This window comes from Pantoea sp. S61 (genome assembly GCF_016625145.1).
GTDB lineage: Bacteria > Pseudomonadota > Gammaproteobacteria > Enterobacterales > Enterobacteriaceae > Pantoea > Pantoea rwandensis_B.
In genome coordinates this window covers 1-26,186 of the sequence record NZ_JACVUO010000002.1, presented here as the reverse complement: position 1 = coordinate 26,186, position 26,186 = coordinate 1, and the positions used below count along the sequence as shown (strand labels likewise).

At 53.1% G+C, this 26,186-nt stretch carries 24 protein-coding genes and 1 rRNA gene; 17 read left to right on the top strand and 8 right to left on the bottom strand.

All coding sequences use genetic code 11. From position 1 onward, the window contains the following. The first annotated feature begins 6 nt into the window (after positions 1 to 6). The 14 genes from rseP to IAE30_RS05460 all read left to right on the top strand — a co-directional run bounded on the left by rseP (position 7) and on the right by IAE30_RS05460 (position 17,799). Positions 7 to 1,356: a sigma E protease regulator RseP gene (rseP, locus tag IAE30_RS05525; RefSeq protein ID WP_038648921.1), complete on the top strand. Its 1,350-nt coding sequence runs from the start codon at positions 7 to 9 to the stop codon at positions 1,354 to 1,356. 51 nt (positions 1,357 to 1,407) lie between these two features. Further along, entirely contained in the window at positions 1,408 to 3,819 is a 2,412-nt protein-coding gene (gene bamA, locus IAE30_RS05520; protein WP_038648919.1) for an outer membrane protein assembly factor BamA, read from the top strand. Positions 3,820 to 3,914: 95 nt separating this feature from the next. Continuing rightward, a complete protein-coding gene (locus IAE30_RS05515) occupies positions 3,915 to 4,415 on the top strand; it encodes an OmpH family outer membrane protein (RefSeq protein WP_200678431.1) in 501 nt (166 codons plus the stop codon). Between the two features lie 3 nt (positions 4,416 to 4,418). Then, positions 4,419 to 5,444 carry a UDP-3-O-(3-hydroxymyristoyl)glucosamine N-acyltransferase gene (gene lpxD / locus IAE30_RS05510; RefSeq protein ID WP_045813806.1) on the top strand — a complete coding sequence of 342 codons (1,026 nt, stop codon included), beginning with the start codon at positions 4,419 to 4,421 and terminating at the stop codon, positions 5,442 to 5,444. Between the two features lie 194 nt (positions 5,445 to 5,638). Further along, entirely contained in the window at positions 5,639 to 6,094 is a 456-nt protein-coding gene (gene fabZ, locus IAE30_RS05505; RefSeq protein ID WP_013507953.1) for a 3-hydroxyacyl-ACP dehydratase FabZ, read from the top strand. Between the two features lie 3 nt (positions 6,095 to 6,097). Next, entirely contained in the window at positions 6,098 to 6,886 is a 789-nt protein-coding gene (lpxA, locus tag IAE30_RS05500; RefSeq protein WP_045832791.1) for an acyl-ACP--UDP-N-acetylglucosamine O-acyltransferase, read from the top strand. A gap of 3 nt (positions 6,887 to 6,889) precedes the next feature. After that, positions 6,890 to 8,038 (top strand): lipid-A-disaccharide synthase, encoded by a 1,149-nt coding sequence (gene lpxB / locus IAE30_RS05495; RefSeq protein ID WP_038648907.1) that lies wholly within the window; start codon positions 6,890 to 6,892, stop codon positions 8,036 to 8,038. After that, positions 8,031 to 8,657 (top strand): ribonuclease HII, encoded by a 627-nt coding sequence (gene rnhB, locus IAE30_RS05490; RefSeq protein ID WP_200678421.1) that lies wholly within the window; start codon positions 8,031 to 8,033, stop codon positions 8,655 to 8,657. Before lpxB ends, rnhB begins: the two co-directional genes overlap by 8 nt. 31 nt (positions 8,658 to 8,688) lie before the next feature. After that, the gene (gene dnaE, locus IAE30_RS05485; RefSeq protein ID WP_038648903.1) at positions 8,689 to 12,171 is read left to right on the top strand and encodes a DNA polymerase III subunit alpha; all 3,483 of its coding nucleotides are present in this window, start codon (positions 8,689 to 8,691) and stop codon (positions 12,169 to 12,171) included. 12 nt (positions 12,172 to 12,183) lie between these two features. Then, a complete protein-coding gene (gene accA / locus IAE30_RS05480) occupies positions 12,184 to 13,143 on the top strand; it encodes an acetyl-CoA carboxylase carboxyl transferase subunit alpha (RefSeq protein ID WP_034829454.1) in 960 nt (319 codons plus the stop codon). 365 nt (positions 13,144 to 13,508) lie between these two features. Next, a complete protein-coding gene (locus tag IAE30_RS05475; protein ID WP_200678419.1) occupies positions 13,509 to 15,659 on the top strand; it encodes a lysine decarboxylase LdcC in 2,151 nt (716 codons plus the stop codon). Positions 15,660 to 15,731: 72 nt separating this feature from the next. After that, complete coding sequence (locus tag IAE30_RS05470) at positions 15,732 to 16,121, top strand: VOC family protein (RefSeq protein ID WP_038648896.1); 390 nt, start codon at positions 15,732 to 15,734, stop codon at positions 16,119 to 16,121. 53 nt (positions 16,122 to 16,174) lie between these two features. Next, complete coding sequence (gene tilS / locus IAE30_RS05465) at positions 16,175 to 17,476, top strand: tRNA lysidine(34) synthetase TilS (protein WP_038648894.1); 1,302 nt, start codon at positions 16,175 to 16,177, stop codon at positions 17,474 to 17,476. A 14-nt stretch (positions 17,477 to 17,490) separates the two neighbouring features. Further along, entirely contained in the window at positions 17,491 to 17,799 is a 309-nt protein-coding gene (locus tag IAE30_RS05460; protein WP_200679078.1) for a cytochrome c, read from the top strand. 40 nt (positions 17,800 to 17,839) lie between these two features. Here the strand turns inward: IAE30_RS05460 and rof are convergent, their stop codons facing one another. Together rof and IAE30_RS05450 are read right to left on the bottom strand one after the other, a co-directional pair. Next, a complete protein-coding gene (gene rof / locus IAE30_RS05455; RefSeq protein WP_200678417.1) occupies positions 17,840 to 18,103 on the bottom strand; it encodes a Rho-binding antiterminator in 264 nt (87 codons plus the stop codon). Continuing rightward, positions 18,090 to 18,290: a YaeP family protein gene (locus IAE30_RS05450; RefSeq protein ID WP_013507964.1), complete on the bottom strand. Its 201-nt coding sequence runs from the start codon at positions 18,288 to 18,290 to the stop codon at positions 18,090 to 18,092. The genes rof and IAE30_RS05450 overlap by 14 nt, the downstream gene beginning before the upstream one ends. A 216-nt stretch (positions 18,291 to 18,506) precedes the next feature. Here IAE30_RS05450 and arfB point away from each other — a divergent pair, with 216 nt between their 5' ends. Further along, on the top strand, positions 18,507 to 18,917 hold the full coding sequence (arfB, locus tag IAE30_RS05445) for an alternative ribosome rescue aminoacyl-tRNA hydrolase ArfB (protein WP_200574350.1): 411 nt from the start codon (positions 18,507 to 18,509) through the stop codon (positions 18,915 to 18,917). Positions 18,918 to 18,947: 30 nt separating this feature from the next. Here arfB and proS read toward each other — a convergent pair whose 3' ends face one another. The 6 genes from proS to metN form a co-directional block, all read right to left on the bottom strand. Further along, entirely contained in the window at positions 18,948 to 20,666 is a 1,719-nt protein-coding gene (proS, locus tag IAE30_RS05440) for a proline--tRNA ligase (protein WP_200678415.1), read from the bottom strand. A gap of 90 nt (positions 20,667 to 20,756) precedes the next feature. Further along, complete coding sequence (gene tsaA, locus IAE30_RS05435) at positions 20,757 to 21,461, bottom strand: tRNA (N6-threonylcarbamoyladenosine(37)-N6)-methyltransferase TrmO (protein ID WP_200678413.1); 705 nt, start codon at positions 21,459 to 21,461, stop codon at positions 20,757 to 20,759. Continuing rightward, positions 21,458 to 21,859: an Rcs stress response system protein RcsF gene (gene rcsF / locus IAE30_RS05430; protein ID WP_200678409.1), complete on the bottom strand. Its 402-nt coding sequence runs from the start codon at positions 21,857 to 21,859 to the stop codon at positions 21,458 to 21,460. The genes tsaA and rcsF overlap by 4 nt, the downstream gene beginning before the upstream one ends. A 115-nt stretch (positions 21,860 to 21,974) precedes the next feature. Continuing rightward, entirely contained in the window at positions 21,975 to 22,790 is an 816-nt protein-coding gene (locus IAE30_RS05425) for a MetQ/NlpA family lipoprotein (RefSeq protein ID WP_034829430.1), read from the bottom strand. A 37-nt stretch (positions 22,791 to 22,827) separates the two neighbouring features. Next, a complete protein-coding gene (locus IAE30_RS05420; RefSeq protein ID WP_034829428.1) occupies positions 22,828 to 23,481 on the bottom strand; it encodes a methionine ABC transporter permease MetI in 654 nt (217 codons plus the stop codon). Then, a complete protein-coding gene (gene metN / locus IAE30_RS05415; RefSeq protein WP_038648875.1) occupies positions 23,474 to 24,505 on the bottom strand; it encodes a methionine ABC transporter ATP-binding protein MetN in 1,032 nt (343 codons plus the stop codon). Before metN ends, IAE30_RS05420 begins: the two co-directional genes overlap by 8 nt. 188 nt (positions 24,506 to 24,693) lie before the next feature. Between metN and gmhB the strand changes: the two genes are divergently transcribed. After that, a complete protein-coding gene (gene gmhB, locus IAE30_RS05410) occupies positions 24,694 to 25,254 on the top strand; it encodes a D-glycero-beta-D-manno-heptose 1,7-bisphosphate 7-phosphatase (protein ID WP_045813794.1) in 561 nt (186 codons plus the stop codon). A 408-nt stretch (positions 25,255 to 25,662) separates the two neighbouring features. Then, positions 25,663 to 26,186, top strand: a 16S ribosomal RNA gene (locus IAE30_RS05405); the annotation flags it as partial.

The window sequence follows — 26,186 nt, the reverse complement described above, 5'->3', positions numbered from 1 at the left end:
GCGACAATGTTGAGCATACTCTGGAGTTTTGTCGCCTTTATCGTGGCACTTGGCGTACTCATCACCGTGCACGAATTCGGCCACTTTTGGGTCGCCCGCCGCTGCGGTGTCAAAGTCGAACGTTTCTCGATTGGCTTTGGCAAAGCGTTGTGGCGTCGTAGCGACCGTCAGGGCACTGAATACGTCATTGCCCTGATCCCGCTTGGCGGCTACGTCAAAATGCTCGACGAGCGCGTAGAGAGCGTTCCCGCTGAACTTCGCCATCAGGCCTTCAACAATAAAACTGTGCTGCAGCGTGCTTCGATCATTGCGGCCGGTCCCATTGCTAACTTCATCTTTGCCGTCTTCGCTTATTGGGTCGTCTTTATCCACGGCGTACCCGGTGTGCGTCCGGTTGTTGGCGAAATTCTGAACGGTTCCGTCGCGGCTGAAGCGCAAATTACCTCCGGCATGGAACTTAAAGCGGTAGATGGTATCGAAACGCCTGATTGGGATGCAGTGCGCATGGCGCTGATCGGAAAAATCGGCGACAGCAGTACCACGCTTACCGTCTCGCAATTCGGTGAAGATGCCACGCAGCAGAAGCAGGTCGATTTGCGCGAATGGCAGTTCGAACCGGATAAACAGGACCCGGTTGTGGCATTAGGGATTCGTCCTCGTGGGCCACAAATCGAAACGACCTTAGCTGAAGTGCAGGCAAATTCGCCGGCCAGCGCTGCCGGTTTGCAAGCAGGCGACAGGATCGTTAAAGTCGATGGTCAGCCGTTAACACAATGGCAGGCTTTTGCGGCGCAGGTACGCGATAATCCGCGCAAAAACATGGCGCTGGATGTGGAACGTAACGGCGAACTCGTGGCGTTGACGTTAACGCCAGAAGCGAAACCGGGCAATGAAGCGGAAGGCTTTGCGGGAGTGATTCCACGCGTCATTCCGCTGCCGGACGAGTATAAAACGGTTAGGCAGTATGGGCCCTTTGCCGCTATCGGTGAAGCCAGTGTCAAAACCTGGCAACTGATGAAGTTAACGGTCTCAATGCTGGGCAAGTTGATTACCGGGGATGTGAAGCTGAATAATCTGAGCGGGCCAATTTCGATTGCGCAAGGTGCAGGGTTATCAGCGGAATACGGGGTGATTTACTATCTGATGTTCCTGGCGCTGATCAGCGTCAATCTGGGGATCATCAACCTGTTCCCTCTGCCGGTATTAGATGGTGGACATCTGCTCTTTCTGGCGATCGAAAAGATCAAAGGTGGACCGGTGTCCGAGCGAGTTCAGGACTTCAGTTATCGCATTGGCTCAATTCTGCTGGTGTTATTAATGGGGCTTGCACTTTTCAATGATTTCTCACGTCTGTAATAGCTGGACTGCGGACAGGCGCGGGATGTGTTAGGAAAACGCATAACAACGATGGCGATGAAAAAGTTGCTCATAGCGTCGCTGCTGTTTAGCAGCGCCACCGTTTACGGTGCAGACGATTTCGTAGTGAAGGACATTCATTTCGAAGGTCTCCAGCGAGTCGCCGTCGGCGCGGCTCTGCTCAGCATGCCCGTACGTGTCGGTGATACCATTTCTGACGATGACGTCAGAAACACCATTCGCTCTCTGTTCGCCACCGGCAACTTTGAAGATGTTCAGGTTCTGCGTGATGGAACAACCCTGATTGTTCAGGTGAAAGAGCGTCCGACCATTGCCAGCATCACTTTTTCCGGCAACAAAGCGGTGAAAGAAGATCAGCTGAAGCAGAACCTTGAAGCTTCTGGTGTGCGCGTCGGTGAAGCACTCGACCGCACCACGCTTTCTTCGATTGAGAAGGGCCTGGAAGACTTCTACTACAGCGTCGGTAAATACACCGCCAGCGTGAAAGCGATTGCGACACCGCTGCCCCGTAACCGTGTGGATCTGAAATTCGTCTTCCAGGAAGGCGTGTCTGCTCAGATTCAGCAGATCAACATCGTTGGCAACAAAGCCTTTAGTTCTGACGAATTGATCTCGCGCTTCTCTCTGCGTGATGAAGTGCCGTGGTGGAACGTGGTAGGCGATCGTAAATACCAGAAACAAAAGCTGGCCGGGGATCTTGAGACTCTGCGTAGCTTCTATCTGGATCGCGGTTATGCGCGCTTCAACATCGATTCCACTCAGGTGAGCCTGACGCCAGATAAAAAAGGCATCTACATCACCGTGAACATCAACGAAGGCGATCAGTATAAGATTGCTGGCGTGATCGTGAACGGCAGCATGGCGGGCCACTCTGCGGAAATCGAAAAGATGACGCGTATTCCATCGGGTGAGCTGTACAACGGCACCAAAGTCACCCAGATGGAAGACGACATCAAAAAACTGCTGGGTCGTTATGGCTATGCCTATCCGCGTGTGGTGACACAGCCGGAAATTAACGATGCAGACAAAACCGTTAAACTGCATATCAATGTGGATGCCGGTAACCGTTATTACGTGCGTAAAGTGCGCTTCGAAGGTAACGATACGTCGAAAGATTCCGTACTGCGCCGTGAGATGCGTCAGATGGAAGGCGCATGGTTGGGCAGCGACCTGGTTGATCAGGGTAAAGAACGCCTGAACCGTACCGGTTACTTTGAAACGGTTGATGTAGACACGCAGCGCGTGCCAGGTTCTCCTGACCAGGTCGATGTGGTTTACAAAGTGAAAGAGCGTAACACCGGTACCTTCAACTTTGGTGTGGGTTACGGCACCGAAAGTGGCGTCAGCTTCCAGGTGGGTGTAACCCAGGATAACTGGCTCGGTACCGGTAATACCGTTGGCATCAGCGGGACTAAAAACGATTATCAGACCTATGCTGAATTCTCACTGACCGATCCGTACTTCACGGTCGATGGTGTCAGCCTGGGTGGTCGTTTGTTCTACAACGACTTTAAAGCGAATGATGCTGACCTGTCCGATTACACCAACAAAAGTTATGGTGTTGATGGCACGTTAGGCTTCCCAATTAACGAGAATAACACGCTGCGTGTCGGCCTGGGTTACGTACATAACGACCTGTCCAACATGCAACCACAGATTGCGATGTGGCGTTATCTTGACTCGGTTGGCCGTCATCAGGAGCTGAATGATAAAGGTGATTTCTCTGCAGATGACTTCACCTTCAACTACGGTTGGACATACAACACGCTGGACCGCGGTTTCTTCCCGACCAGGGGTAACCGTACCAACCTGAACGGCAAAGTGACCATTCCAGGTTCCGATAACGCCTTCTACAAAGCGACGTTGGATTCTCAGCAGTACGTGCCACTGAACCGTGATGGCACCTGGGTGGTGCTGGGACGTGGCCGTGTCGGATATGGTGACGGGCTCGGTGGAAAAGAGATGCCGTTCTATGAGAACTTCTACGGCGGTGGTTCTAGTACGGTTCGTGGCTTCCAGTCCAATACCATTGGTCCGAAAGCGGCTTACCTGAACGATCACTCCTCCACCTGTAACCTGACGGATGCCAATGGCGTCTGTAAGTCAGATGATGCGGTGGGTGGTAACGCAATGGCAATTGCCAGCCTTGAGCTGATCACGCCAACGCCGTTCCTGAGCGAGAAATACGCTAACTCAGTCCGTACCTCGGTGTTTATGGATGCCGGTACTGTCTGGGATACCAAATGGCAGAACACCGCAGAAACACGTGCGGCGGGCATTCCGGACTACAGCGATCCGAATAACATTCGTGTCTCTGCCGGTGTTGCACTGCAATGGATGTCGCCATTAGGTCCGCTGGTATTCTCATATGCTCAGCCGATGAAGAAAGTCGAAGGAGACAAGTCAGAGCAGTTCCAGTTTAACATTGGTAAAACCTGGTAAGGCTCTGAACAAGGAAGTGAAAATACCGTCTTGCATCCGTGTCGCGCTCTGGCGTGACACGCTGCAAACACACACGTTGAGGTAAGGAGTTTATAGTGAAAAAGTTGTTCTGTGCTGCTGCTCTGGGTGTTGCATTAACTGCTTCTGCGGGTGCCCAGGCGGCCGATAAAATCGCCGTCGTGAACCTGAGCCAGGTATTTCAGCAGTCTCCGCAGCGTGCCGCTGTTGCTAAACAGCTTGAGGGCGAGTTCTCAAGCCGTGCTTCTGACCTCCAGGCGCAGCAGCAGAAAATCCAGGGTGAAATCCAGGATCTGCAGCGCAATGCGTCAACCATGAAGGCCAGCGACCGCACCAAGAAAGAGAAGCAGATTGCTTCTGAGCGTGCTGCTTTTGAACAGAAAGCGCAGGCTTTCGACAAAGACAACCAGACTCGTCAGATGCAGGAGCGTAACAAGCTGCTGGCTAAAATCCAGACCGCTGTTCAGTCTGTAGCGAAAAGCGATGGTTACGATCTGGTGCTGGATTCTCAGGCCGTGTTGTACTCTTCTGCTGATGCTAAAGACATCACTGCTGACGTTGTAAAACAGGTTAAATAATCGATGTCATCAATTCGACTGGCTGATTTAGCCCAGCAGTTGGATGCAGAATTGCACGGAGATGGCGATATCGCCATCTCCGGCATTGCTTCTATGCAATCCGCCACCACTGGTCAAATCACTTTTCTTGCAAACAGCCGCTACCGCGAGCAGCTCGCTCATATCCAGGCTTCAGCCGTGGTGCTGACGGAAGCGGATCTGGAGTGGTGTAAAACCGCTGCCCTGGTGGTGAAAAATCCTTACCTAACGTACGCTCGCATGGCACAACTGCTGGACACAACGCCGCAGCCCGCGCAGAATATCGCGCCCAGTGCGGTGATCGATCCGACAGCGACGCTGGGCAAGAACGTTTCGGTGGGCGCGAATGCGGTGATCGAGTCTGGCGTTGAGCTGGGCGACGACGTCGTGATTGGCGCAGGATGTTTTGTGGGTAAGCAGACGCGTATCGGTCGCGGCTCACGTTTGTGGGCTAACGTGACGATTTACCATGAGATCGAGATTGGTCAGGATTGTCTGATTCAGTCGGGTACCGTGATCGGTGCCGATGGTTTCGGGTATGCTAACGACCGTGGCAATTGGGTGAAAATCCCTCAGCTGGGTACTGTCGTGATTGGGGATCGGGTAGAAATTGGTGCCTGTACCACTATCGATCGCGGTGCACTGGATAACACTCTGATCGGCAATGGTGTTATCATAGACAACCAGTGTCAGATTGCGCACAACGTTGTGATTGGAGATAACACGGCCGTTGCGGGTGGTGTGATCATGGCGGGTAGTCTGAAGATTGGACGTTATTGTATGATTGGCGGCGCCAGCGTCATTAACGGCCATATGGAAATCTGTGACAAAGTGACCGTAACGGGCATGGGCATGGTAATGCGCCCCATCACAGAGCCGGGGGTATACTCATCGGGTATCCCACTGCAACCCAACAAAACCTGGCGTAAAACGGCAGCGCTGGTGATGAATATCGATGAAATAAGCAAACGCTTAAAAGCCATCGAACGTAAGGTCGGCAAAGACGACTAAACGCATCGCTTGCTACCCGCTTTCATAATAAAGCAGCGTGCCTTTTCACAACTTCGGCTTAACCCGAAAGCGTTAGAAGGTCTCTCAGGAAAGCGTTACGCCACCGAACTGATTTGCGGCCTGCGGAGGATCATTTTGATCTGTGCAGGCCGTGTTATTATTGCCATCAGATTTTTTAGGACAGGAAGAGTATTTTGACAACTGAAACGCATACTCTGAAAATCGAAGAGATTTTAGAACTGCTGCCGCACCGCTATCCGTTCTTGCTGGTTGACCGCGTGCTGGAATTTGAAGAGCATAAATATCTGCGTGCGGTGAAGAACGTTTCTGTTAATGAACCGTTTTTCCAGGGACACTTCCCTGGTAAGCCGATTTTCCCAGGCGTTCTGATTCTGGAAGCAATGGCGCAGGCAACCGGTATTCTGGCGTTCAAAAGCGTTGGAAAACTGGAACCCGGCGAGCTGTATTACTTCGCCGGTATCGACGAAGCCCGCTTCAAACGTCCAGTGGTACCGGGCGATCAGATGATTATGGAAGTCACCTTCGAGAAAACTCGTCGTGGTCTGACGCGCTTTAAAGGCGTGGCAACGGTAGACGGCAAGATTGTCTGTGAAGCGACCATGATGTGTGCCCGTAGCCGGGAGGCATAATTAGTGATTGATTCAACCGCCAATATTCATCCCAGTTCCGTCATTGAAGAAGGTGCCGTTATCGGCGCCAATGTTCACATCGGCCCGTTCTGCTTTGTCGGCGCTAACGTGGAAATTGGTGAAGGTACGGTGCTCAAATCGCACGTGGTGGTGAATGGCCACACGCGTATCGGTAAAGATAATCAGATCTATCAGTTTGCTTCGATTGGTGAAGTGAACCAGGACCTGAAATATGCCGGTGAGCCGACCCGTGTTGAAATCGGCGATCGCAACCGCATCCGCGAGAGCGTCACCATTCACCGTGGCACTACGCAGGGTGGCAACCTCACCAAAATCGGCAGTGATAACCTGCTGATGGTTAATGCGCATATCGCGCATGACTGCGTGATCGGTAACCGTTGCATCTTTGCCAACAACGCCACGCTGGGCGGTCATGTCACCGTGGATGATTTCGCGATTATCGGCGGGATGACGGCAGTACACCAGTGGTGCACCATTGGTGCACACGTGATGGTTGGCGGTTGTTCAGGCGTAGCGCAGGATGTCCCACCGTACGTGATTGCGCAGGGCAACCACGCAACACCGTTCGGTATCAACATCGAAGGCCTCAAACGCCGTGGCTTTAGCAAAGAAGCACTGCACGCGATTCGCAATGCGTACAAACTGCTGTATCGCAGTGGCAAAACGCTGGATGAAGTGAAACCAGAGATTGAAGAGCTGGCAAAACAACACAGCGAAGTGCAGCCTTTCTATGACTTCTTTGCCCGTTCGACGCGTGGATTGATTCGTTAATCCATGTCAGTGCGTCCCTTAACGATTGCCCTGGTCGCCGGAGAAACCTCCGGCGATATTCTTGGTGCTGGTCTTATCCGTGCGCTCAAAGCGCGTCATCCCGATGCTCGCTTTGTCGGCGTTGCCGGTCCGCTGATGCAGGCCGAAGGCTGTGAAGTCTGGTATGAGATGGAAGAGCTGGCGGTGATGGGCATTGTTGAAGTGCTCGGCCGCTTGCGCCGCTTGCTGAAAATTCGCAAGGATTTGACGCAGCGCTTCACCGAACTCAAGCCTGATGTCTTCGTCGGCATTGATGCGCCAGATTTCAATATCACATTGGAAGGCAGCCTGAAGCGCGCAGGCATTCGCACCATTCATTACGTCAGTCCTTCTGTATGGGCGTGGCGACAAAAACGCGTGTTCAAAATTGGCCGCAACACCAATCTGGTATTGGCGTTTCTGCCGTTTGAAAAAGCGTTTTACGATCGATTCAACGTACCTTGCCGCTTTATCGGCCACACGATGGCGGATGCCATGCCGCTGCAGCCAGATAAATCGGCAGCGCGACGTGAGTTAGGCATCGCGGAGGATGCGATCTGCCTGGGCTTGCTGCCGGGTAGCCGTGGTGCAGAAGTGGAAATGCTGAGCGCGGATTTCTTGCGTGCGGCACAGTTGTTGCGTCAGCGTTATCCCGCGCTGGAAATCGTTGTGCCGCTGGTCAATGCCAAACGCCGCGAACAGTTTGAACAGATTAAAGCTGAAGTGGCACCCGAGCTGCCGATGCATTTGCTGGATGGCAAAGGCCGTCAGGCGATGATCGCCAGCGATGCGGCGATTCTCGCATCCGGCACTGCTGCGCTGGAGTGCATGCTGGCGAAGTGTCCGATGGTGGTCGGTTACCGCATGAAACCCTTTACCTTCTGGCTGGCGAAGCGTTTGGTGAAAACACCGTACGTTTCACTGCCCAATCTGCTGGCGGGTCGGGAGTTGGTCAAAGAACTGTTGCAGGAAGAGTGCCAGCCAGAGGCACTGGCGGCTGCGCTGGAACCTCTGTTGCATGCCGGACCAGAGCGCGATGACCTGCTGAATACCTTCAATGAGTTGCATCAACAGATTCGCTGGAATGCTGATGAGCAAGCCGCGGACGCCGTACTGGAGATTGCCAATGGCTGATTTTATCTACCCAAACGCACAGCGCATTGCTGGCGTGGATGAAGTGGGGCGAGGTCCGCTGGTAGGTGCCGTTGTTACGGCAGCAGTCATCCTCGATCCCGCGAATCCGATTATAGGGCTGGCTGACTCAAAGAAGCTCTCAGAAAAGCGTCGGCTGGCGCTGTATGACGAGATCAAAGAGAAAGCGCTGGCCTGGAGTCTGGGCCGTGCAGAGCCTGAAGAGATCGACCAGCTCAACATTCTGCACGCCACTATGCTGGCGATGCAGCGTGCGGTAGCGGGTCTGCCAGTTACGCCTGATTTTGTGTTGATCGATGGCAACCGTTGCCCTGCGTTAGCGATGCCATCGCAAGCGGTTGTGAAGGGCGATAGCCTGGTACAAGAGATCAGTGCAGCCTCGATCATTGCCAAAGTTACACGCGATCGTGAAATGGCCGAGCTGGATTTGTTGTTCCCGGAATATGGATTTGCCCAGCACAAAGGCTATCCAACTGCGTTGCATATGGAAAAATTGACCCAGTTTGGTGCCACGCCACATCATCGCCGCAGCTTTGCACCGGTGCGTAATGCCCTGATTGATGCTGATGTGCTGGCCGCGCGCCAGCCGACTACGCTTTAATAGCCTGACGCTGTTTTAATCGGAAACTGATATGGCTGAACCTCGTTTTATACATCTGCGCGTACACAGCGACTATTCGATGGTCGATGGCCTGGCGAAAACTAAGCCATTGGTCAAGAAGGCGGCTGCGCTTGGTATGCCGGCGATTGCGATTACCGATTACATCAATCTTTGCGGGTTGGTGCGTTTTTACGGCAGTGCGCACGATGCAGGCATCAAACCGATTATTGGTGCGGATTTCCACGTCGCCAGCGAATTGATGGGCGATGAGCTGACACAGCTTACGGTTCTTGCCGCCAACAACACTGGCTATCAGAACCTGACGTTGTTGATTTCGCGAGCGTATCAGCGTGGGTATGGTATTGCCGGGCCAATTATTGACCGTGACTGGCTGGTCGAACTGGGTGAAGGCATCATTCTGCTCTCCGGTGGACGCAAGGGTGATGTTGGCCGCAGTCTCCTGCGCGGCAACAGTGCCCTGGTATCGCAGTGCCTCAGTTTCTATCAGGAACACTTCCCTAATCGTTATTACCTCGAACTGACGCGGACCGGACGCGCTGATGAAGAGGCTTATCTGCATGCCGCCGTTGAGTTAGCGATTGCCGAAGGTGTGCCGGTGGTGGCCACTAACGAAGTCTGTTTCCTCAACGAAGAAGATTTTGACGCCCATGAAATTCGCGTGGCGATTCATGATGGCTTCACGCTGGACGATCCAAAACGCCCACGTCATTACAGTCCTCAGCAATATATGCGCAGCGAAGAGGAGATGTGCGAGCTGTTTTCGGACATCCCGGAAGCGCTGGAAAACAGCGTAGAGATTGCTAAGCGTTGTAACGTCACGGTACGCCTGGGTGAGTACTTCCTGCCGCAGTTCCCCACCGGTGAAATGACGACCGAAGATTTCCTCGTCATGAAATCTCGTGAAGGGTTGGAAGAGCGTCTTGAATTCCTGTTCCCGGATGACAAGCTGCGTGCGGAAAAGCGGCCAGAATATGACGAACGTCTTGAGATTGAACTTAACGTTATCAACCAGATGGGATTCCCTGGCTACTTCCTGATCGTGATGGAGTTTATCCAGTGGTCGAAGGATAACGGTATCCCGGTTGGACCCGGCCGTGGTTCGGGTGCGGGTTCATTAGTGGCGTATGCGCTGAAGATCACCGATCTCGATCCACTGGAATTTGACCTGCTGTTCGAACGCTTCCTTAACCCGGAACGTGTTTCAATGCCTGACTTCGACGTCGATTTCTGCATGGAGAAGCGCGATCAGGTGATCGATCACGTTGCCGAGATGTATGGGCGCGAAGCGGTTTCGCAGATCATCACCTTCGGTACGATGGCAGCGAAAGCGGTTATCCGCGACGTAGGACGCGTGCTCGGTCATCCGTATGGCTTTGTGGATCGTATCTCCAAGTTGATCCCGCCAGATCCCGGGATGACGCTGGAAAAAGCCTTTGAAGCGGAACCGCAGCTGCCGGAAATCTACGAGGCAGATGAAGAGGTCAAAGCGCTGATCGATATGGCGCGCAAGCTGGAAGGTGTCACGCGTAACGCCGGTAAACACGCCGGTGGGGTGGTTATCGCACCGACCAAAATCACTGATTTTGCGCCGCTTTACTGTGACGAGAATGGCCAATTCCCGGTAACCCAGTTTGATAAGAATGATGTGGAATATGCCGGCCTGGTGAAGTTTGACTTCCTCGGCTTGCGTACGCTGACCATCATCGACTGGGCGCTTAAGATGATTAACCCGCGCCGCGCCAAAGAAGGGTTGGAGCCGATTGATATCGCCGCCATCCCGCTGGATGACAAGAAAAGCTTCGATATGCTGCAACGCTCGGAAACCACAGCGGTTTTCCAGCTTGAATCACGCGGCATGAAAGATCTGATTAAGCGTCTGAAGCCGGACTGCTTTGAAGATATGATCGCACTGGTGGCACTGTTCCGCCCAGGACCGCTGCAATCGGGCATGGTTGATAACTTCATTGACCGTAAGCACGGCCGTGAAGAAATTTCGTACCCGGATATTCAGTGGCAGCACGAAACCCTGAAGCCGGTACTGGAACCGACCTACGGCATCATCCTGTATCAGGAACAGGTGATGCAGATCGCTCAGGTGCTGTCGGGTTATACCCTGGGTGGTGCGGATATGCTGCGCCGTGCAATGGGTAAAAAGAAACCCGAAGAGATGGCTAAGCAACGTTCGGTGTTCCAGGACGGTGCAGAAAGCATGGGCGTGGACGGTGAACTCTCGATGAAGATCTTCGATCTGGTAGAGAAGTTTGCGGGTTATGGCTTTAACAAGTCGCACTCGGCAGCCTATGCTTTGGTGTCTTACCAGACGCTGTGGCTGAAAGCGCACTACCCAGCAGAATTTATGGCCGCGGTAATGACCGCCGATATGGACAACACCGAGAAGGTCGTTGGCCTGGTGGATGAGTGCTGGCGCATGGGCCTGAAAGTGCTGCCGCCCGATATCAACTCCGGTCTGTATCCGTTCCATGTGAATGATGAAGGCGAAATCGTCTACGGGATCGGCGCCATTAAAGGCGTGGGTGAAGGGCCGATTGAAGCCATCATCGAAGCACGTAACGAAGGCGGCTACTTCAAAGAGCTGTTTGATCTCTGCGCGCGCACCGATACGAAAAAGATTAACCGCCGTGTGATGGAAAAGCTGATCATGTCGGGGGCTTTTGATCGCCTCGGTCCGCATCGCGCAGCCTTGATGAGCGCGCTCAGCGATGCATTAAAAGCTGCGGATCAGCACGCAAAAGCAGAAGCCACCGGACAAGCCGACATGTTTGGCGTGCTGGCCGAAGAGCCTGAGCAGGTGGAGAAGTCATACACCAACATCACGCCATGGCCGGAACAGATTCAACTGGACGGTGAGCGTGAGACGCTGGGTTTGTATCTCACCGGCCACCCAATTAATCAGTATCTTAAAGAAATTGATCGCTACGTTGGCGGCATGCGCCTGAAGGACATGCATCCGACGGATCGTGGTAAAGTAACCATCGCGGCGGGGCTGGTGATTGCCGCCCGCGTGATGGTCACGAAACGCGGCAACCGAATTGGTATTTGTACTCTCGACGATCGCTCTGGTCGTCTGGAAGTGATGTTATTTACCGATGCGTTAGATAAATACCAGCAGTTGCTGGAGAAAGACCGTATCCTGATCGTCAGTGGACAGGTCAGCTTTGATGACTTTAGCGGTGGCCTTAAAATGACCGCTCGAGAAGTGATGGACATCGACGAAGCGCGGGAAAAATACGCGCGCGGACTTGCTATCTCGCTGACGGACAGGCAAATTGATGACCAGCTTTTAAACCGTCTCCGCCAGTCTCTGGAGCCTCATCGCTCCGGGACCATTCCGGTGCATCTCTATTATCAGAGAGCAGATGCGCGGGCGAAGCTGCGCTTTGGTGCAGCGTGGCGTATTTCGCCCAGCGATCGTTTACTCAACGATTTGCGGTCGTTAGTAGGATCGGAGCAGGTGGAACTGGAGTTTGACTAAAACAGGAACATTATGAGTCTTAATTACCTGGATTTTGAACAGCCAATCGCAGAACTGGAAGCGAAAATCGACTCGCTGAAGTCAATTGGCCGTTCGGATGAGAAACACGATATTAATCTGGATGAAGAAGTGCAGCGTTTGCGCGAAAAAAGCGTTGAGCTGACCCGTAAAATCTTCTCCGATTTAGGTGCATGGCAGGTTGCGCAGCTCGCGCGTCACCCGCTGCGCCCTTATACGCTGGACTATGTCCGCAACGCGTTTGATGATTTCGATGAGTTGGCTGGCGACCGCGCTTATGCCGATGACAAAGCGATTGTCGGCGGGATTGCCCGTCTAGATGGTCGTCCGGTGATGGTCATTGGCCATCAGAAAGGCCGTGAAACCAAAGAGAAAATCCGTCGTAACTTCGGTATGCCAGCACCAGAAGGCTACCGTAAAGCGCTGCGACTGATGGAAATGGCTGAACGCTTTAAAATGCCACTGATCACCTTCATCGACACCCCGGGTGCATACCCTGGTGTGGGCGCCGAAGAGCGTGGTCAATCAGAAGCCATCGCACGCAATTTGCGTGAAATGTCAGGTCTGAAAATTCCGGTCATCTGTACCGTGATTGGCGAAGGCGGTTCCGGTGGTGCGCTGGCGATTGGCGTGGGCGACAAAGTGAACATGCTGCAGTACAGCACCTACTCGGTGATTTCACCGGAAGGCTGTGCTTCTATTCTGTGGAAAAGCGCTGATAAAGCGCCTTTGGCTGCTGAAGCGATGGGCATCACCGCCGATCGTCTGAAAGAGCTGAAGCTGATCGACTCGATCATCCCTGAACCTCTGGGTGGCGCGCATCGTCAACCAGTGGATATGGCGGCAAGCTTGAAAAAGCAACTGCTGGCGGATCTGGCGGATCTCGACGTGCTGAGCACGGAAGAGCTGCTTAACCGTCGTTATCAGCGCCTGATGAGCTACGGCTACGCGTAAGCCTGCTTGCTCATAAAGAAAAGCGGACTCCGGTCCGCTTTTTTTATGTCCGTTGATTACTGAGCGCGATCGTACGGACCGCTATGAGTCGGGCAGCAATGACAGTCTAACCGGACAGAGAAGGCCAGCCCGAATAGCAAAGCGTCTGGGCCATGGACGGCCCAGCCGATCTGCATGGATGCGTTGTTCCTTTGCGATCGGGCTGGCCTTTTCTGGCCTTTGCACCCAACTCTCAGCACCCCCCTAAACAACGGTCTCTCGCATCCCAGCGTTACATCTACTATCAACAACACCGCATTCCAGAACATTCACCTCTTACTTTTCGCTATCCTTATTCAGTGCCATAACACCACAGGAGGTGAGCATTGAATATTATCGCGATCATGGGACCGCACGGCGCGTTCTACAAAGATGAACCGATTCGCGAACTGGACGCAGCCCTCAAGCTGCAAGGCTTCCAGACCGTTTATCCCAACAATGCCAGCGACCTGCTGAAACTGATAGAACACAACCCGCGTATCTGCGGCGTGGTTTTTGACTGGGACGATTACAGTCTGGCGCTGTGCAGCGACATCAATCAACTCAACGAATATCTGCCGCTGTATGCCTTTATCAACACCCATTCGCAGATGGATGTCAGCATTAACGAAATGCGCATGGCGCTGCAATTCTTTGAGTACGCGCTCAATGCCGCTGACGACATCGCCTTGCACATCCGCCAGTACACCGATGAATACATCGATAAAATCATGCCGCCGCTGACTAAAGCGCTGTTCACCTATGTGAAAGAGGGCAAATACACCTTCTGTACGCCGGGCCACATGGGTGGCACCGCCTTCCAGAAAAGCCCGGTGGGCAGCCTGTTCTATGACTTCTTCGGTGCAAACACGCTCAAGGCGGATGTCTCCATCTCCGTCACCGAACTGGGGTCTCTGCTCGATCACACCGGCCCGCACCTCGAAGCAGAAGAGTATGTGGCGCGTACATTTGGTGCTGAACAAAGCTATATGGTGACCAATGGCACCTCAACCTCGAACAAAATTGTTGGGATGTACGCTGCACCCGCAGGCAGTACGGTGCTGATTGACCGTAACTGCCACAAATCACTCACCCATCTGTTGATGATGAGCGACATCATCCCGATCTGGCTCAAGCCGACACGCAACGCACTCGGTATTTTGGGCGGTATCCCGCAGCGGGAGTTCACGCGTGATAGCATTCAGCAGAAAGTTAATCAGACACCACGCGCCAGTTGGCCGATGCATGCCGTCATCACCAACTCCACTTACGACGGCCTGTTGTATAACACCCAGTACATCAAAGAGACGCTGGATGTGCCGTCGATTCATTTCGATTCAGCTTGGGTGCCGTACACTAACTTCCACCCGATCTACAGCGGCAAAAGTGGTATGAGCGGCGAGCGTATTCCCGGCAAAGTGATTTATGAAACGCAGTCGACGCACAAACTGCTGGCGGCGTTTTCGCAGGCCTCGCTGATTCACATCAAAGGTGATTACGACCACGACACCTTCAATGAAGCTTACATGATGCACACCACCACATCGCCGAGTTACGCGATTGTCTCATCAATTGAAACGGCGGCGGCGATGCTGCGCGGTAATCCGGGTAAGCGATTAATCAATCGCTCAGTTGAGCGCGCTCTGCATTTCCGTCGTGAGATTCAGCGACTGCGTGAAGAGTGCGATGGCTGGTTCTTCGACATCTGGCAGCCTGAGCAGATTGATGAAGCCGAGTGCTGGCCGATCCAGCCAGGCGAAGAGGACTGGCATGGATTCACCCACGCCGATCGCGATCACATGTACCTCGATCCGATCAAGGTCACGATTCTGACGCCAGGCATGAGTGAATTAGGACAGATGGCGGAGGAGGGCATTCCTGCGGCGCTGGTGGCGAAGTTCCTCGATCAGCGCGGCGTGGTGGTAGAGAAGACCGGGCCGTACAATTTGCTGTTCCTGTTCAGCATCGGTATCGATAAAACCAAAGCCATGAGCGTGCTGCGTGGTCTGACAGAATTCAAACGCGCCTACGATCTTAATCTGCGGGTGAAAAACATGCTGCCGGATCTATATGCCGAAGATCCCGATTTCTATCGCAATATGCGCATTCAGACGTTGGCGCAGGGCATCCATAATCTGATCCGACAACACGATCTGCCACGCCTGATGCTGAAGGCTTTCGACGTATTACCTGAATCAAAAATGACGCCACATCAGGCCTTCCAGCGCCAGGTGCAGGGGCAAGTCGAAACCGTCGATATCCGTGAGTTAGTGGGCCGGGTCTCTGCCAACATGATTCTGCCTTATCCGCCGGGCGTGCCGTTGGTGATGCCTGGCGAGATGATCACGGAGGAGAGCCGTGCAGTGCTCGATTTTCTGCTGATGCTCTGCACTATTGGACGGCACTATCCTGGATTTGAAACCGATATCCATGGTGCAACGCTCACCGACGATGGGCGCTATCTGGTGCGTGTACTACGTGAGGAAAACAGCCGTTAACTTCGGACAATTGCCTCTTTTCAGCGCGCTACCGAGCACGTAGGCTTAGCGGCTGATTCTTTAGGAGCCGCTATGCTGCAGATAAAACAGATCCACCACATTGCCATTATTGCCACCGATTATCAGCGCAGTAAGGCGTTTTACTGTGACGTGTTAGGTTTTGATTTGCTGGGTGAGTATTACCGCGCCGAGCGTGATTCGTGGAAAGGGGATCTGGGACTAAACGGGGTTTATACCATCGAACTGTTCTCGTTCCCCTCGCCGCCGCCACGCGTCAGTGGGCCGGAAGCCTGCGGTCTGCGTCATCTGGCGTTTTGTGTTGATGATGTTGAACAGTCGATTGTGGCGTTGGCTGCGAAAGGCGTGGTGTGCGAACCCATCCGCATTGACGCCCTGACCGGCAAAGCGTGCACTTTCTTTCCGGATCCAGACGGTTTGCCGCTGGAGCTGTATCAAGCGTAAACTAGCCACCGCTGCGGGCCGCAATCAGGCGGTTCGCGTTGACGGATTACGCTATGTCCTTTTCCCATCTTGCTTCGTTACTGACACCCGACGCCCGCTGTGTGCTGGCGTTCAGTGGCGGGTTGGATTCCACCGTATTGCTGCATCAGCTGGTGAGCTGGCAAAGCCAGGTGCCCGAGTTGCAGGTGCGCGCGTTGCACGTCCATCATGGATTAAGCCCAAATGCGGAGCGCTGGGCGTCACATTGCCTGCATATCTGCCAGCAGTGGCAGATTCCCTGCGAAGTATTGCGTGTTCAGGTGGATGGTCGTGTAAAGGGCATTGAGGCGGCGGCCCGGGAAGCACGCTACCAGGCGTTATTTCGTCAGCTGCAACCCGGTGAGCACTTACTTACGGCTCAGCACCTTGACGATCAGTGTGAAACGCTGTTGTTGGCGTTAAAAAGGGGCAGTGGTCCAGCAGGATTGGCGGGGATGCCCATCCAGCGTCAGGTGGGGAAACATTCGCACCTGCGTCCGTTGCTGGATATCAGTCGTCAGCAACTCGAAGCCTATGCGACGGAACACGGCTTAGGCTGGATTGACGATGAGAGTAACGCCGACAGCCGCTATGACCGTAATTTTCTTCGTCAGGACATTCTGCCGTTGCTGCAGACGCGCTGGCCACATTTTAGCGCCGCCAGCGCCCGCAGTGCCGCGCTGTGTGGTGAGCAGGAGCAATTGCTGGATGAATTGCTGGCAGAACAGTTGGCCCAGCTCACTGATGAACAGGGCACACTGCATTTTCCGCCATTGCTGGCGATGAGCGAAGCGCGACGGCATGCGCTTTTGCGTCGCTGGATTGCACAGCAGGGCGGCGCGATGCCTTCACGTGATGCCTTAAAACGTATCACCGATGAAGTGATGTGTAGCCGTGAAGATGCCAATCCCAGCCTAAGTTTTGCTGCCTTTACACTCCGCCGTTATCGCCAGCGGCTGTATTGGCTTAACGCGCATGCATCGCTGAGTCAGCACTCGCTAACCTGGCATGATCGTGAACAACTGCTGCGGTTGCCCGAGAATTTAGGCGTATTACAGGCAAACCCGGCGATCGCCACCTTGCGTCAGCCCACCGAGGACGAATCGATCAACGTTCGTTTTCAGGCCAGCGGCTATTATCATCTGCTGGGCCGCGCCGGAGGGCGGGAGATAAAAAAACTGTGGCAGGAGTTAGGTGTGCCACCCTGGCAGCGTGAACGTATTCCTTTGATTTACTACAACCAGACGCTGATCTGCGCACCGGGACTTTTTGTTACCCGAGAGGGTGCAGCCAGTGATGAGCAAGGCTGGCAAGCGATCTGGTTACAACAACAATAAGATGGAGAGCAATGATGAAACATTGGATAGCGGCAGCATTGCTGGCCGCTGCGTTGCCGGCTTTTGCCGACGGCGATGTGAATGCAGGCGCGCAAAAAGCAGCAACCTGCCTGGCGTGTCATGGTGCGGAAGGAAAAAGTGCTGTGCCGCTTTATCCCAATCTTGCCGGGCAACATGCGCCTTACCTGCTGCACTCCTTGCAGGCATATAAAAAAGGGGAGCGCAGCGGTGGTCAGGCCGAAGTGATGAAAGCGTTTGTGGCAGGATTGAGCGATCAGGATATGGAAGATTTATCGGCGTATTACAGTTCGCTGAAGCCGTAAGCGAGGAGGGCGGGATAGCATTCCCGCCCGGATGTGGTAGTTATTCGTCTTCGCTAACGATGACGGTGCCCAGCTCGGGATGACTGAAGCTGGCGATATGGTCAAGACGCAGTTCGCGGGTTTCACCGGAGAGATCGACCGTCAGGTACTCCACGTTTTTACGTGAGACCATGTCAACGGCTTTCACCTTAAGCTGATCGCCGTTTTTTAACTCCAAAAACAGCGTCCAGTGTTTGGTGCAGGCGAGCTCGAGGCTATCGTAGTCATCGCAGTTGATGGGTTTGTAGGCTTCATTCGTCAACATAGTCGCTCACCAATAAGTTAGCAGCAGCATAAGCTGCTTGTTCCCTGACAGAAGAGTTTAGCGCAGAATTAGCGGCAATATCGTTGAGTGCGTTTAGCGCGCAACCTATCGCGTCTGGCACATACCCCAGGTCGCCACTGCCGATTTCGGCATACTTCTGGCGAACTAACTCACAATACTTTTGCACATACACCCCCTCAGCAGAGCTTAAATACTCTGGTAGATAAGCGACTATATCACAGGATTTTCATGGAAATCAGCCAGGGGAAGCCGCGATCTGTGCAAAGAAAAGTGTAAAAGTGACACACAGCGCTGGCCTTAAGCAGGAAGGCGGCGCACAAAAGGTTAAGTTGATGAACAGGTTATTCCGCGACACAACATCGTTCTTAAAGGCAGGTGACAGATGATCGTGCTGTCGCGTTCAGTTTCACTTGCAGACAACGAGGTCGAGCTCAGTGCCATTCGTGCACAAGGTGCCGGCGGGCAGCATGTGAATAAAACGTCCACCGCTATCCATCTGCGTTTTGATATCCATGCCTCTTCGCTGCCACCGTTCTACAAGGAACGTCTGTTGGCGGCGAGCCACCATTTGATCACGGCAGAAGGCGTGGTGATCATCAAATCTCAGGAGTATCGCAGCCAGGAAATGAATCGCGAGGCGGCCTTGCAGCGGCTGATCAATCTGATTCGTGAATTAACCACGGTAGAAAAAGCTCGGCGGGCGACACGACCCACGCGTGCCTCTAAAGAGCGGAGGCTGGAGGGGAAATCACGGCGCAGTAATGTGAAAGCGATGCGGGGAAAAGTGCAATGAAAAACGCCTCCAGCTGGAGGCGTTTCAGTATTACTTGTTCAGCGCTTTTGCCAGGAACTCGACAATATCGTGCTGTTTGATCATCTGCTTCTCGCTTGATGCGCGTGCCTTGTACTCGATCTCTTCATTGTCGAGGTTACGGTCACCGATGACGATGGTGTGTGGCACGCCAATCAGCTCCATATCAGCGAACATCACGCCTGGACGCTCTTTACGGTCATCCAGAATCACATCAATGCCTTTGGCACGGAGTTGGCTGTACAGCTCTTCTGCCAGCTCCTTCACGCGGAACGATTTCTGCATGTTCATTGGCAAAATTGCCACTTCGAACGGTGCCAGCGCGGCTGGCCAGATGATGCCGCGTTCGTCATGGTTCTGCTCAATGGCCGCTGCGACAACACGGGTGATACCAATGCCGTAGCAACCCATGGTCATAATCTGGTTGCGGCCCTCTTCACCCTGAACGGCAGCTTTCATTGCGTCAGAATATTTGGTACCCAGCTGGAAGATGTGACCCACTTCGATACCACGTTTGATCTGCAGTGTGCCTTTGCCATCCGGGCTCGGATCGCCTTCGACGACGTTACGGATATCTTCCACACGGGCTTCTGGCAAATCGCGCACCCAGTTGATACCGGAGAAGTGCTGACCATCAATGTTGGCGCCTGCGGAGAAATCGCTCATCTTTGCCACGGTGCGGTCGGCAATCACAGGCATGTTCAAACCCACCGGGCCGATTGAACCAAAGCCTGCGCCAACGGCTGCACGAATCGCTTCTTCACTGCCCATCTCCAGTGGAGAGGCAACGATATCCAGATGCTCGGCTTTAATTTCGTTCAGTTCGTGATCACCGCGAACCAGCAAGGCAACCAGTGCATGGCCGCTCTCTTCAGTACCTTTCACAATCAGCGTCTTCACGGTTTTCTCAACCGGGATCTGATGTTGCTCGACCAGCTCAGCAATGGTTTTGGCGTTTGGCGTAGCAAACTGCGTCATCGCCTGAGTTGCCGCTGGACGTTCACCCGCTGGCGCCACGGCTTCCGCTTTTTCGATGTTGGCGGCGTAATCGGATTCGCTGGAGAAGATCACATCATCTTCACCGCTCTGCGCCAGCACCTGGAATTCGTGAGAGCCGCTGCCGCCAATCGAACCGGTATCCGCTTGCACCGCACGGAAATCCAGCCCCATACGGCTGAAACTCTGGCTGTAAGCGCGATACATCGCATCATAGGTTTCCTGCAAGGATTCCTGTGAGATGTGGAAGGAATAGGCATCTTTCATGATGAACTCACGTGAGCGCATCACACCAAAACGAGGGCGCACTTCGTCACGGAATTTGGTCTGGATTTGATACAGATTCAGCGGCAGCTGTTTATACGAGCTCAGCTCGTTGCGGATCAAATCGGTGACCACTTCTTCGTGAGTTGGACCCAACACGAACGGACGCTCGTGGCGATCTTTAATGCGCAGCAGTTCTGGGCCGTACTGCTCCCAACGGCCGCTCTCTTCCCATAAATCGGCAGGCTGAACCACCGGCATGGAGATCTCAATCGCACCCGCGTTGTTCATCTCTTCGCGTACGATGTTTTCAACTTTTCGCAGCACGCGAACACCGGTCGGCAGCCAGGTATAAAGACCAGAAGCCAGTTTACGGATCATACCGGCGCGCAGCATCAGCTGGTGGCTGATCACTTCCGCATCGGATGGCGTCTCTTTCAGAGTAGAGAGCAGATATTGAGTAGTACGCATTGATTACGATTCCAGTTGTACGGAAGGACACGGACAAAAATTTTTCTGGCGGCTAGTGTACCAGCGAGATCATTCACTCAAAAGCTTGTTTTAGCGTGGATCGAGAGCGATCACTTCTGTGCCGATATCATCGATACGCCAGCGCACGTTAAAGTCGAGTAGCCAGGCAGCATACTCACGATCTCCCGCTTCACCTTTACGGTAAGCTGGGCGGGGATCCTGCGCTAAAACGTCAGCGATAAAACGTGCCAGATGGGGATAGTTTTTCTGCTGCTGGATTTGGTGCTGCGCCAGAGCAGAGAAACGCACGGGCATGGTGGCATCGGGGGCGCTCTGCGCAAAGCCGGCACGGGCATCGGGCAGGGCTTCAGCAAACGGCAGATACGGTTTGATATCGACTACCGGTGTGCCATCGACTAAATCCAGACTGCCGAGTTGCAAAATCACCTGCTGCTTATCACATCGAATGCCTTTCAACTCGACCAGCGACATGCCAATGGGGTTAGGGCGAAAGGTGGATCGGGTGGCGAAAACCCCCATGCGCGCGTTGCCGCCTAAGCGAGGAGGGCGCACGGTGGGGCGCCAACCGCCTTCCATGGTCTGATGGAAAACAAACAGCACCCAAATATGGCTGAAGGCTTCAAGCCCCCTCACCGCTTCTGGCTGATTATAAGGCGGCAAGAGATGCAACTCGCCTCCGCCATCCTGAACTAAGCCTGGCTGGCGCGGTACGGCAAATTTTTCTTTCCACGGCGAACGAATAACGCCGATTTGCGCAAAGGCAAAATCACTCATTGATTGGAAACTTTCAGTGCTGAGCCCTGGCAAATGGCCTGGCGATAGCAGCCTGGCGTGCTGGTGACGATTTCGCATTTATGCAGCAATATCGCGTTCGCTTTCATCCCGGCAGCTTTAATCTGCAGACGCTTACGTGCGGTATTGATATTCGGTGGCGAATCCTGGCTGCTGCTTTGGCAATCATCGGCAGAGACTTCGCCCAGATCGCGGAACGGATTACTGACCAGATCGGTGGCATCGGTATAAATTTTTACCGGTGCAGGACGTGGAGCTGGCTTACGTTCTGGTTGGCTGGATGATTGTTGCGGGCGGGCAGGAGCACTGCTTATTGGGTGATATTCACGGACACACCCGGTTAGCATCAATGCTAACAAGCAGAGCGGTAAAAAACGCATGGCAACATCCTCAGTAGTAAAAAGTGGCGTTATTGAAACAAGGACGGGATTAAATAACAAGTCAGCAAAAAGAAAGGGCGGCCGAAGCCGCCCTGGATGGCATCAAAGGCGAAAATTACCAGCCTTTTACTGCACCACCGTTGAAGATTTTGTTCGCGGCTTCAGAAACTTCATCAGACTGATATGCCTGAACAAATTTCTTCACGTTTTCCGCATCTTTATTATCTTCACGGCTGACGATCAGGTTTACGTAAGGAGAATCTTTATCTTCAACAAAGATGCCATCTTTTGCTGGCGTCAGACCAATCTGGCTGGCGTAAGTGGTGTTGATCACCGCCAGCGCAATCTGCTGATCGTCCAGTGAACGTGGAAGCTGTGGTGCTTCCAGCTCAACAATCTTCAGGTTTTTAGGGTTCTCAACGATATCCAGAGAGGTTGGCAGCAGGCCCACGCCATCTTTCAGTTTGATCAGGCCAACTTTCTGCAGCAGCAGCAGTGAACGACCGAGGTTGGTTGGATCGTTAGGAATCGCAACCTGTGCACCGTTTTGCAGTTCATCCAGTGATTTGATTTTCTTTGAATAGCCGGCAATCGGATAAACGAAGGTGTTACCCACTGGTACAAGCTTGTAGCCACGGTCTTTGATCTGCTGATCCAGATAAGGCTTATGCTGGAAGGCGTTAACATCGATATCGCCTTTGCTTAATGCTTCGTTCGGCAGCACGTAATCGTTAAAGGTCACCAGCTCAACGTCCAGACCGTATTTCTCTTTAGCGACCTTCACTGCGGTTTCAGCAACCTGCTGCTCAGCACCGACAATCACACCCACTTTAATGTGGTTTGGATCTTTAGCTTTCTGATCGCATCCTGCCAGCGCAATTGCGCCAATCAGAGCACCCACAGCGGCAATCTTTTTAAATGTGAAAGACATATCCCTTCCTTAATAGAGGACTATTGATGTTGTTTACTTATTTATGTGACACAGCACGGACAATGCGGTCGCCACAGAATTGAATGAGATACACCAGAACAACCAGCAAAATCAGCACGGTATTCATCACAGTGGCGTTATAGCCAATGTACCCATACTGATAGCCAATCTGACCCAAGCCACCTGCGCCGACCGCGCCGCCCATCGCGGAGTAGCCGACCAGCGTAATCAGAGTAATTGTAGCGGCATTCACCAGACCCGGCAGGGCTTCAGGTAGTAGCACTTTACGTACGATCTGCAGGGGAGTAGCGCCCATCGCGCGTGAGGCTTCAATCAAACCGGTTGGCAGCTCTAGCAGCGCATTCTCAACCATACGCGCAATAAAGGGAGCGGCACCCACTGTCAATGGCACGATAGCGGCCTGCAAACCAATGGAGGTGCCGACAATCATGCGCGTGAAAGGAATCATCCACACCAGCAATATAATGAAGGGGATTGAACGGAAGATATTCACCACCGCTGAGAGCACGCGATAGAGTGTGCCATTGGCCAGAATTTGCCCTGGGCGAGTGACATACAGCAGCACGCCGACGGGCAGGCCGAGTACAAAACCAAAGAAACCAGAGACGAAGGTCATCATCAGCGTTTCCCAGACGCCACGCGTCAGTAACCACAGCATCGCTTCAGACATAACCCAGTACCTCTACTTTCACATGATTTTCTTTCAGCCAGGCAATCGCTGCCTGTGTATCTGTTTCACTGCCATCCATCTCGGCCAGCATGATGCCGAACTTAACGCCGCCGGCATAATCCATCTGGGCACTAATGATGTTGTTATTCACATTGAAGCGACGAGCAGCTTCTGAAAGCAGCGGCGCATCTACTGATTTGCCGGTGAACTCCAGACGCAACAGCGGGACGCTTTCAGCTGTGGCTTGCGGTGTCATACGTTGCTGGTAATCGTCTGGGATATCCAGATGCAGCGTCGATTGAATGAATTGCTGGGCCAGTGGCGTTTTAGGATGTGAGAACACTTCACTGACGCTGTCTTTTTCAATCAGTTCGCCATTACTGATTACAGCAACCTGGTCGCAGATGCGTTTCACCACATCCATCTCATGAGTGATCAGCAGAATAGTGATCCCCAGACGGCGGTTGATGTCTTTTAATAATTCTAAGATGGAACGTGTGGTTGCTGGGTCAAGGGCGCTGGTGGCTTCATCACACAACAAAACTTTTGGATTAGTGGCCAGCGCACGCGCAATCGCCACACGCTGTTTTTGCCCACCGGAAAGATTCGCAGGCCAGCTGTCGTGCTTATCTGCCAGCCCAACTAACTCCAGCAGTTCAGTCACGCGGTTTTTGATCTGCTCACGTGATAAGTTGCCTAATTCGAGCGGCAGCGCAACGTTACCGGCGACGGTACGTGAGTTCATAAGATTGAAGTGCTGGAAAATCATGCCAATCTGACGGCGTGCCAGCGTCAGTTTTGAGGAGGAGAGGGCAGTCAAATCCTGACCATCAACCAGCACGCGTCCTGATGTTGGACGCTCAAGCAAGTTAACGCAGCGTATAAGCGTACTTTTACCGGCTCCGGAAGCACCGATGACGCCATAAATCTGTCCAGCAGGCACGTGCAGGCTGACGTTGGAAAGCGCCTGAATGGTGCGTGAACCTTGCTGGAACACTTTGGTTATGTTTTCGAGTTTAATCATTAGTTTAATAGTTATCGTGTTGCATTGTCCGTGGTGTATCGGGTTTCACGCGATCGCGCTGCGTGAAATTTGGATGGATGTTAAGGCATCCAGACGGCTAAATCAATCGAAGTCATTCAATCTGCCATTCTCTCTATATATGCAATCATGCGATACTGTGCGGCATTATTTGCAGCAGGAGTTTCTACGTGTCGAACAAAGTCCCCGCTATTTTTCTAGATCGTGATGGCACCCTGAATGTCGATCATGGTTATGTTCACGAAATCGATAATTTTGAATTCATCGATGGCACCATTGAAGCGTTGCAGGCGCTAAAGAAGATGGGCTTCGCGCTGGTCCTGGTGACCAACCAGTCCGGTATTGCGCGTGGCATGTTTACCGAAGACCAGTTTATGCAGCTCACCGAATGGATGGATTGGTCTCTGGCGGATCGTGATGTCGATCTTGATGGCATCTATTTCTGTCCTCATCTGCCAGATGCAACAGTTGAAGAGTATCGCCAGGTATGTGATTGCCGTAAGCCGCAGCCGGGTATGCTGCTCTCTGCGCAGAAGCATCTGAACATCGATATGGCTGCTTCTTATATGGTCGGTGACAAAATAGAAGATATGCAGGCAGCCGCAGCAGCAGGTGTGGGCACTAAAGTGCTGGTGCGTACGGGTAAGCCAGTTACCGCTGATGGCGAAAATGCAGCAGATTGGGTGCTTAATAGCCTGTCAGAGCTGCCTGGACGCATTAAAAAGGGCTGATTCAGGCGGTTTTGTGCAATTTTCAAGCGAACGAATAAAAACTTGAAAATTGCCCTTGCGCTTCCTCAGAACCTGCCTATAATGCGCCACCACTGAGACGGCAAAGCGGCAACGCAAGCGGCTCAGCAGGGAGTGAAGTGATTCACCCCGCCGGAGAAAAACGCTGAAAAAAGTGTTTGACTCTGAAGGAGGAAAGCGTAATATACGCCACCTCGCAACAGCAGCTTAAGGCGCTGATTGCACCGCTCTTTAACAATTTATCAGACAATCTGTGTGGGCACTCGCAGGATTGATATCAGCGTCTCCGGACGTAAAAAATATCAAGTCTCACGAGTGAACACATAATGAAATTCATTATGACGTTTTACAGATGAGCATCGCTGCACTTGTTGCAGCAAATCAAACTTTAAATTGAAGAGTTTGATCATGGCTCAGATTGAACGCTGGCGGCAGGCCTAACACATGCAAGTCGAACGGTAGCACAGAGAGCTTGCTCTTGGGTGACGAGTGGCGGACGGGTGAGTAATGTCTGGGAAACTGCCCGATGGAGGGGGATAACTACTGGAAACGGTAGCTAATACCGCATAACGTCTTCGGACCAAAGTGGGGGACCTTCGGGCCTCACACCATCGGATGTGCCCAGATGGGATTAGCTAGTAGGTGGGGTAATGGCTCACCTAGGCGACGATCCCTAGCTGGTCTGAGAGGATGACCAGCCACACTGGAACTGAGACACGGTCCAGACTCCTACGGGAGGCAGCAGTGGGGAATATTGCACAATGGGCGCAAGCCTGATGCAGCCATGCCGCGTGTATGAAGAAGGCCTTCGGGTTGTAAAGTACTTTCAGCGGGGAGGAAGGCGTTAAGGTTAATAACCTTGGCGATTGACGTTACCCGCAGAAGAAGCACCGGCTAACTCCGTGCCAGCAGCC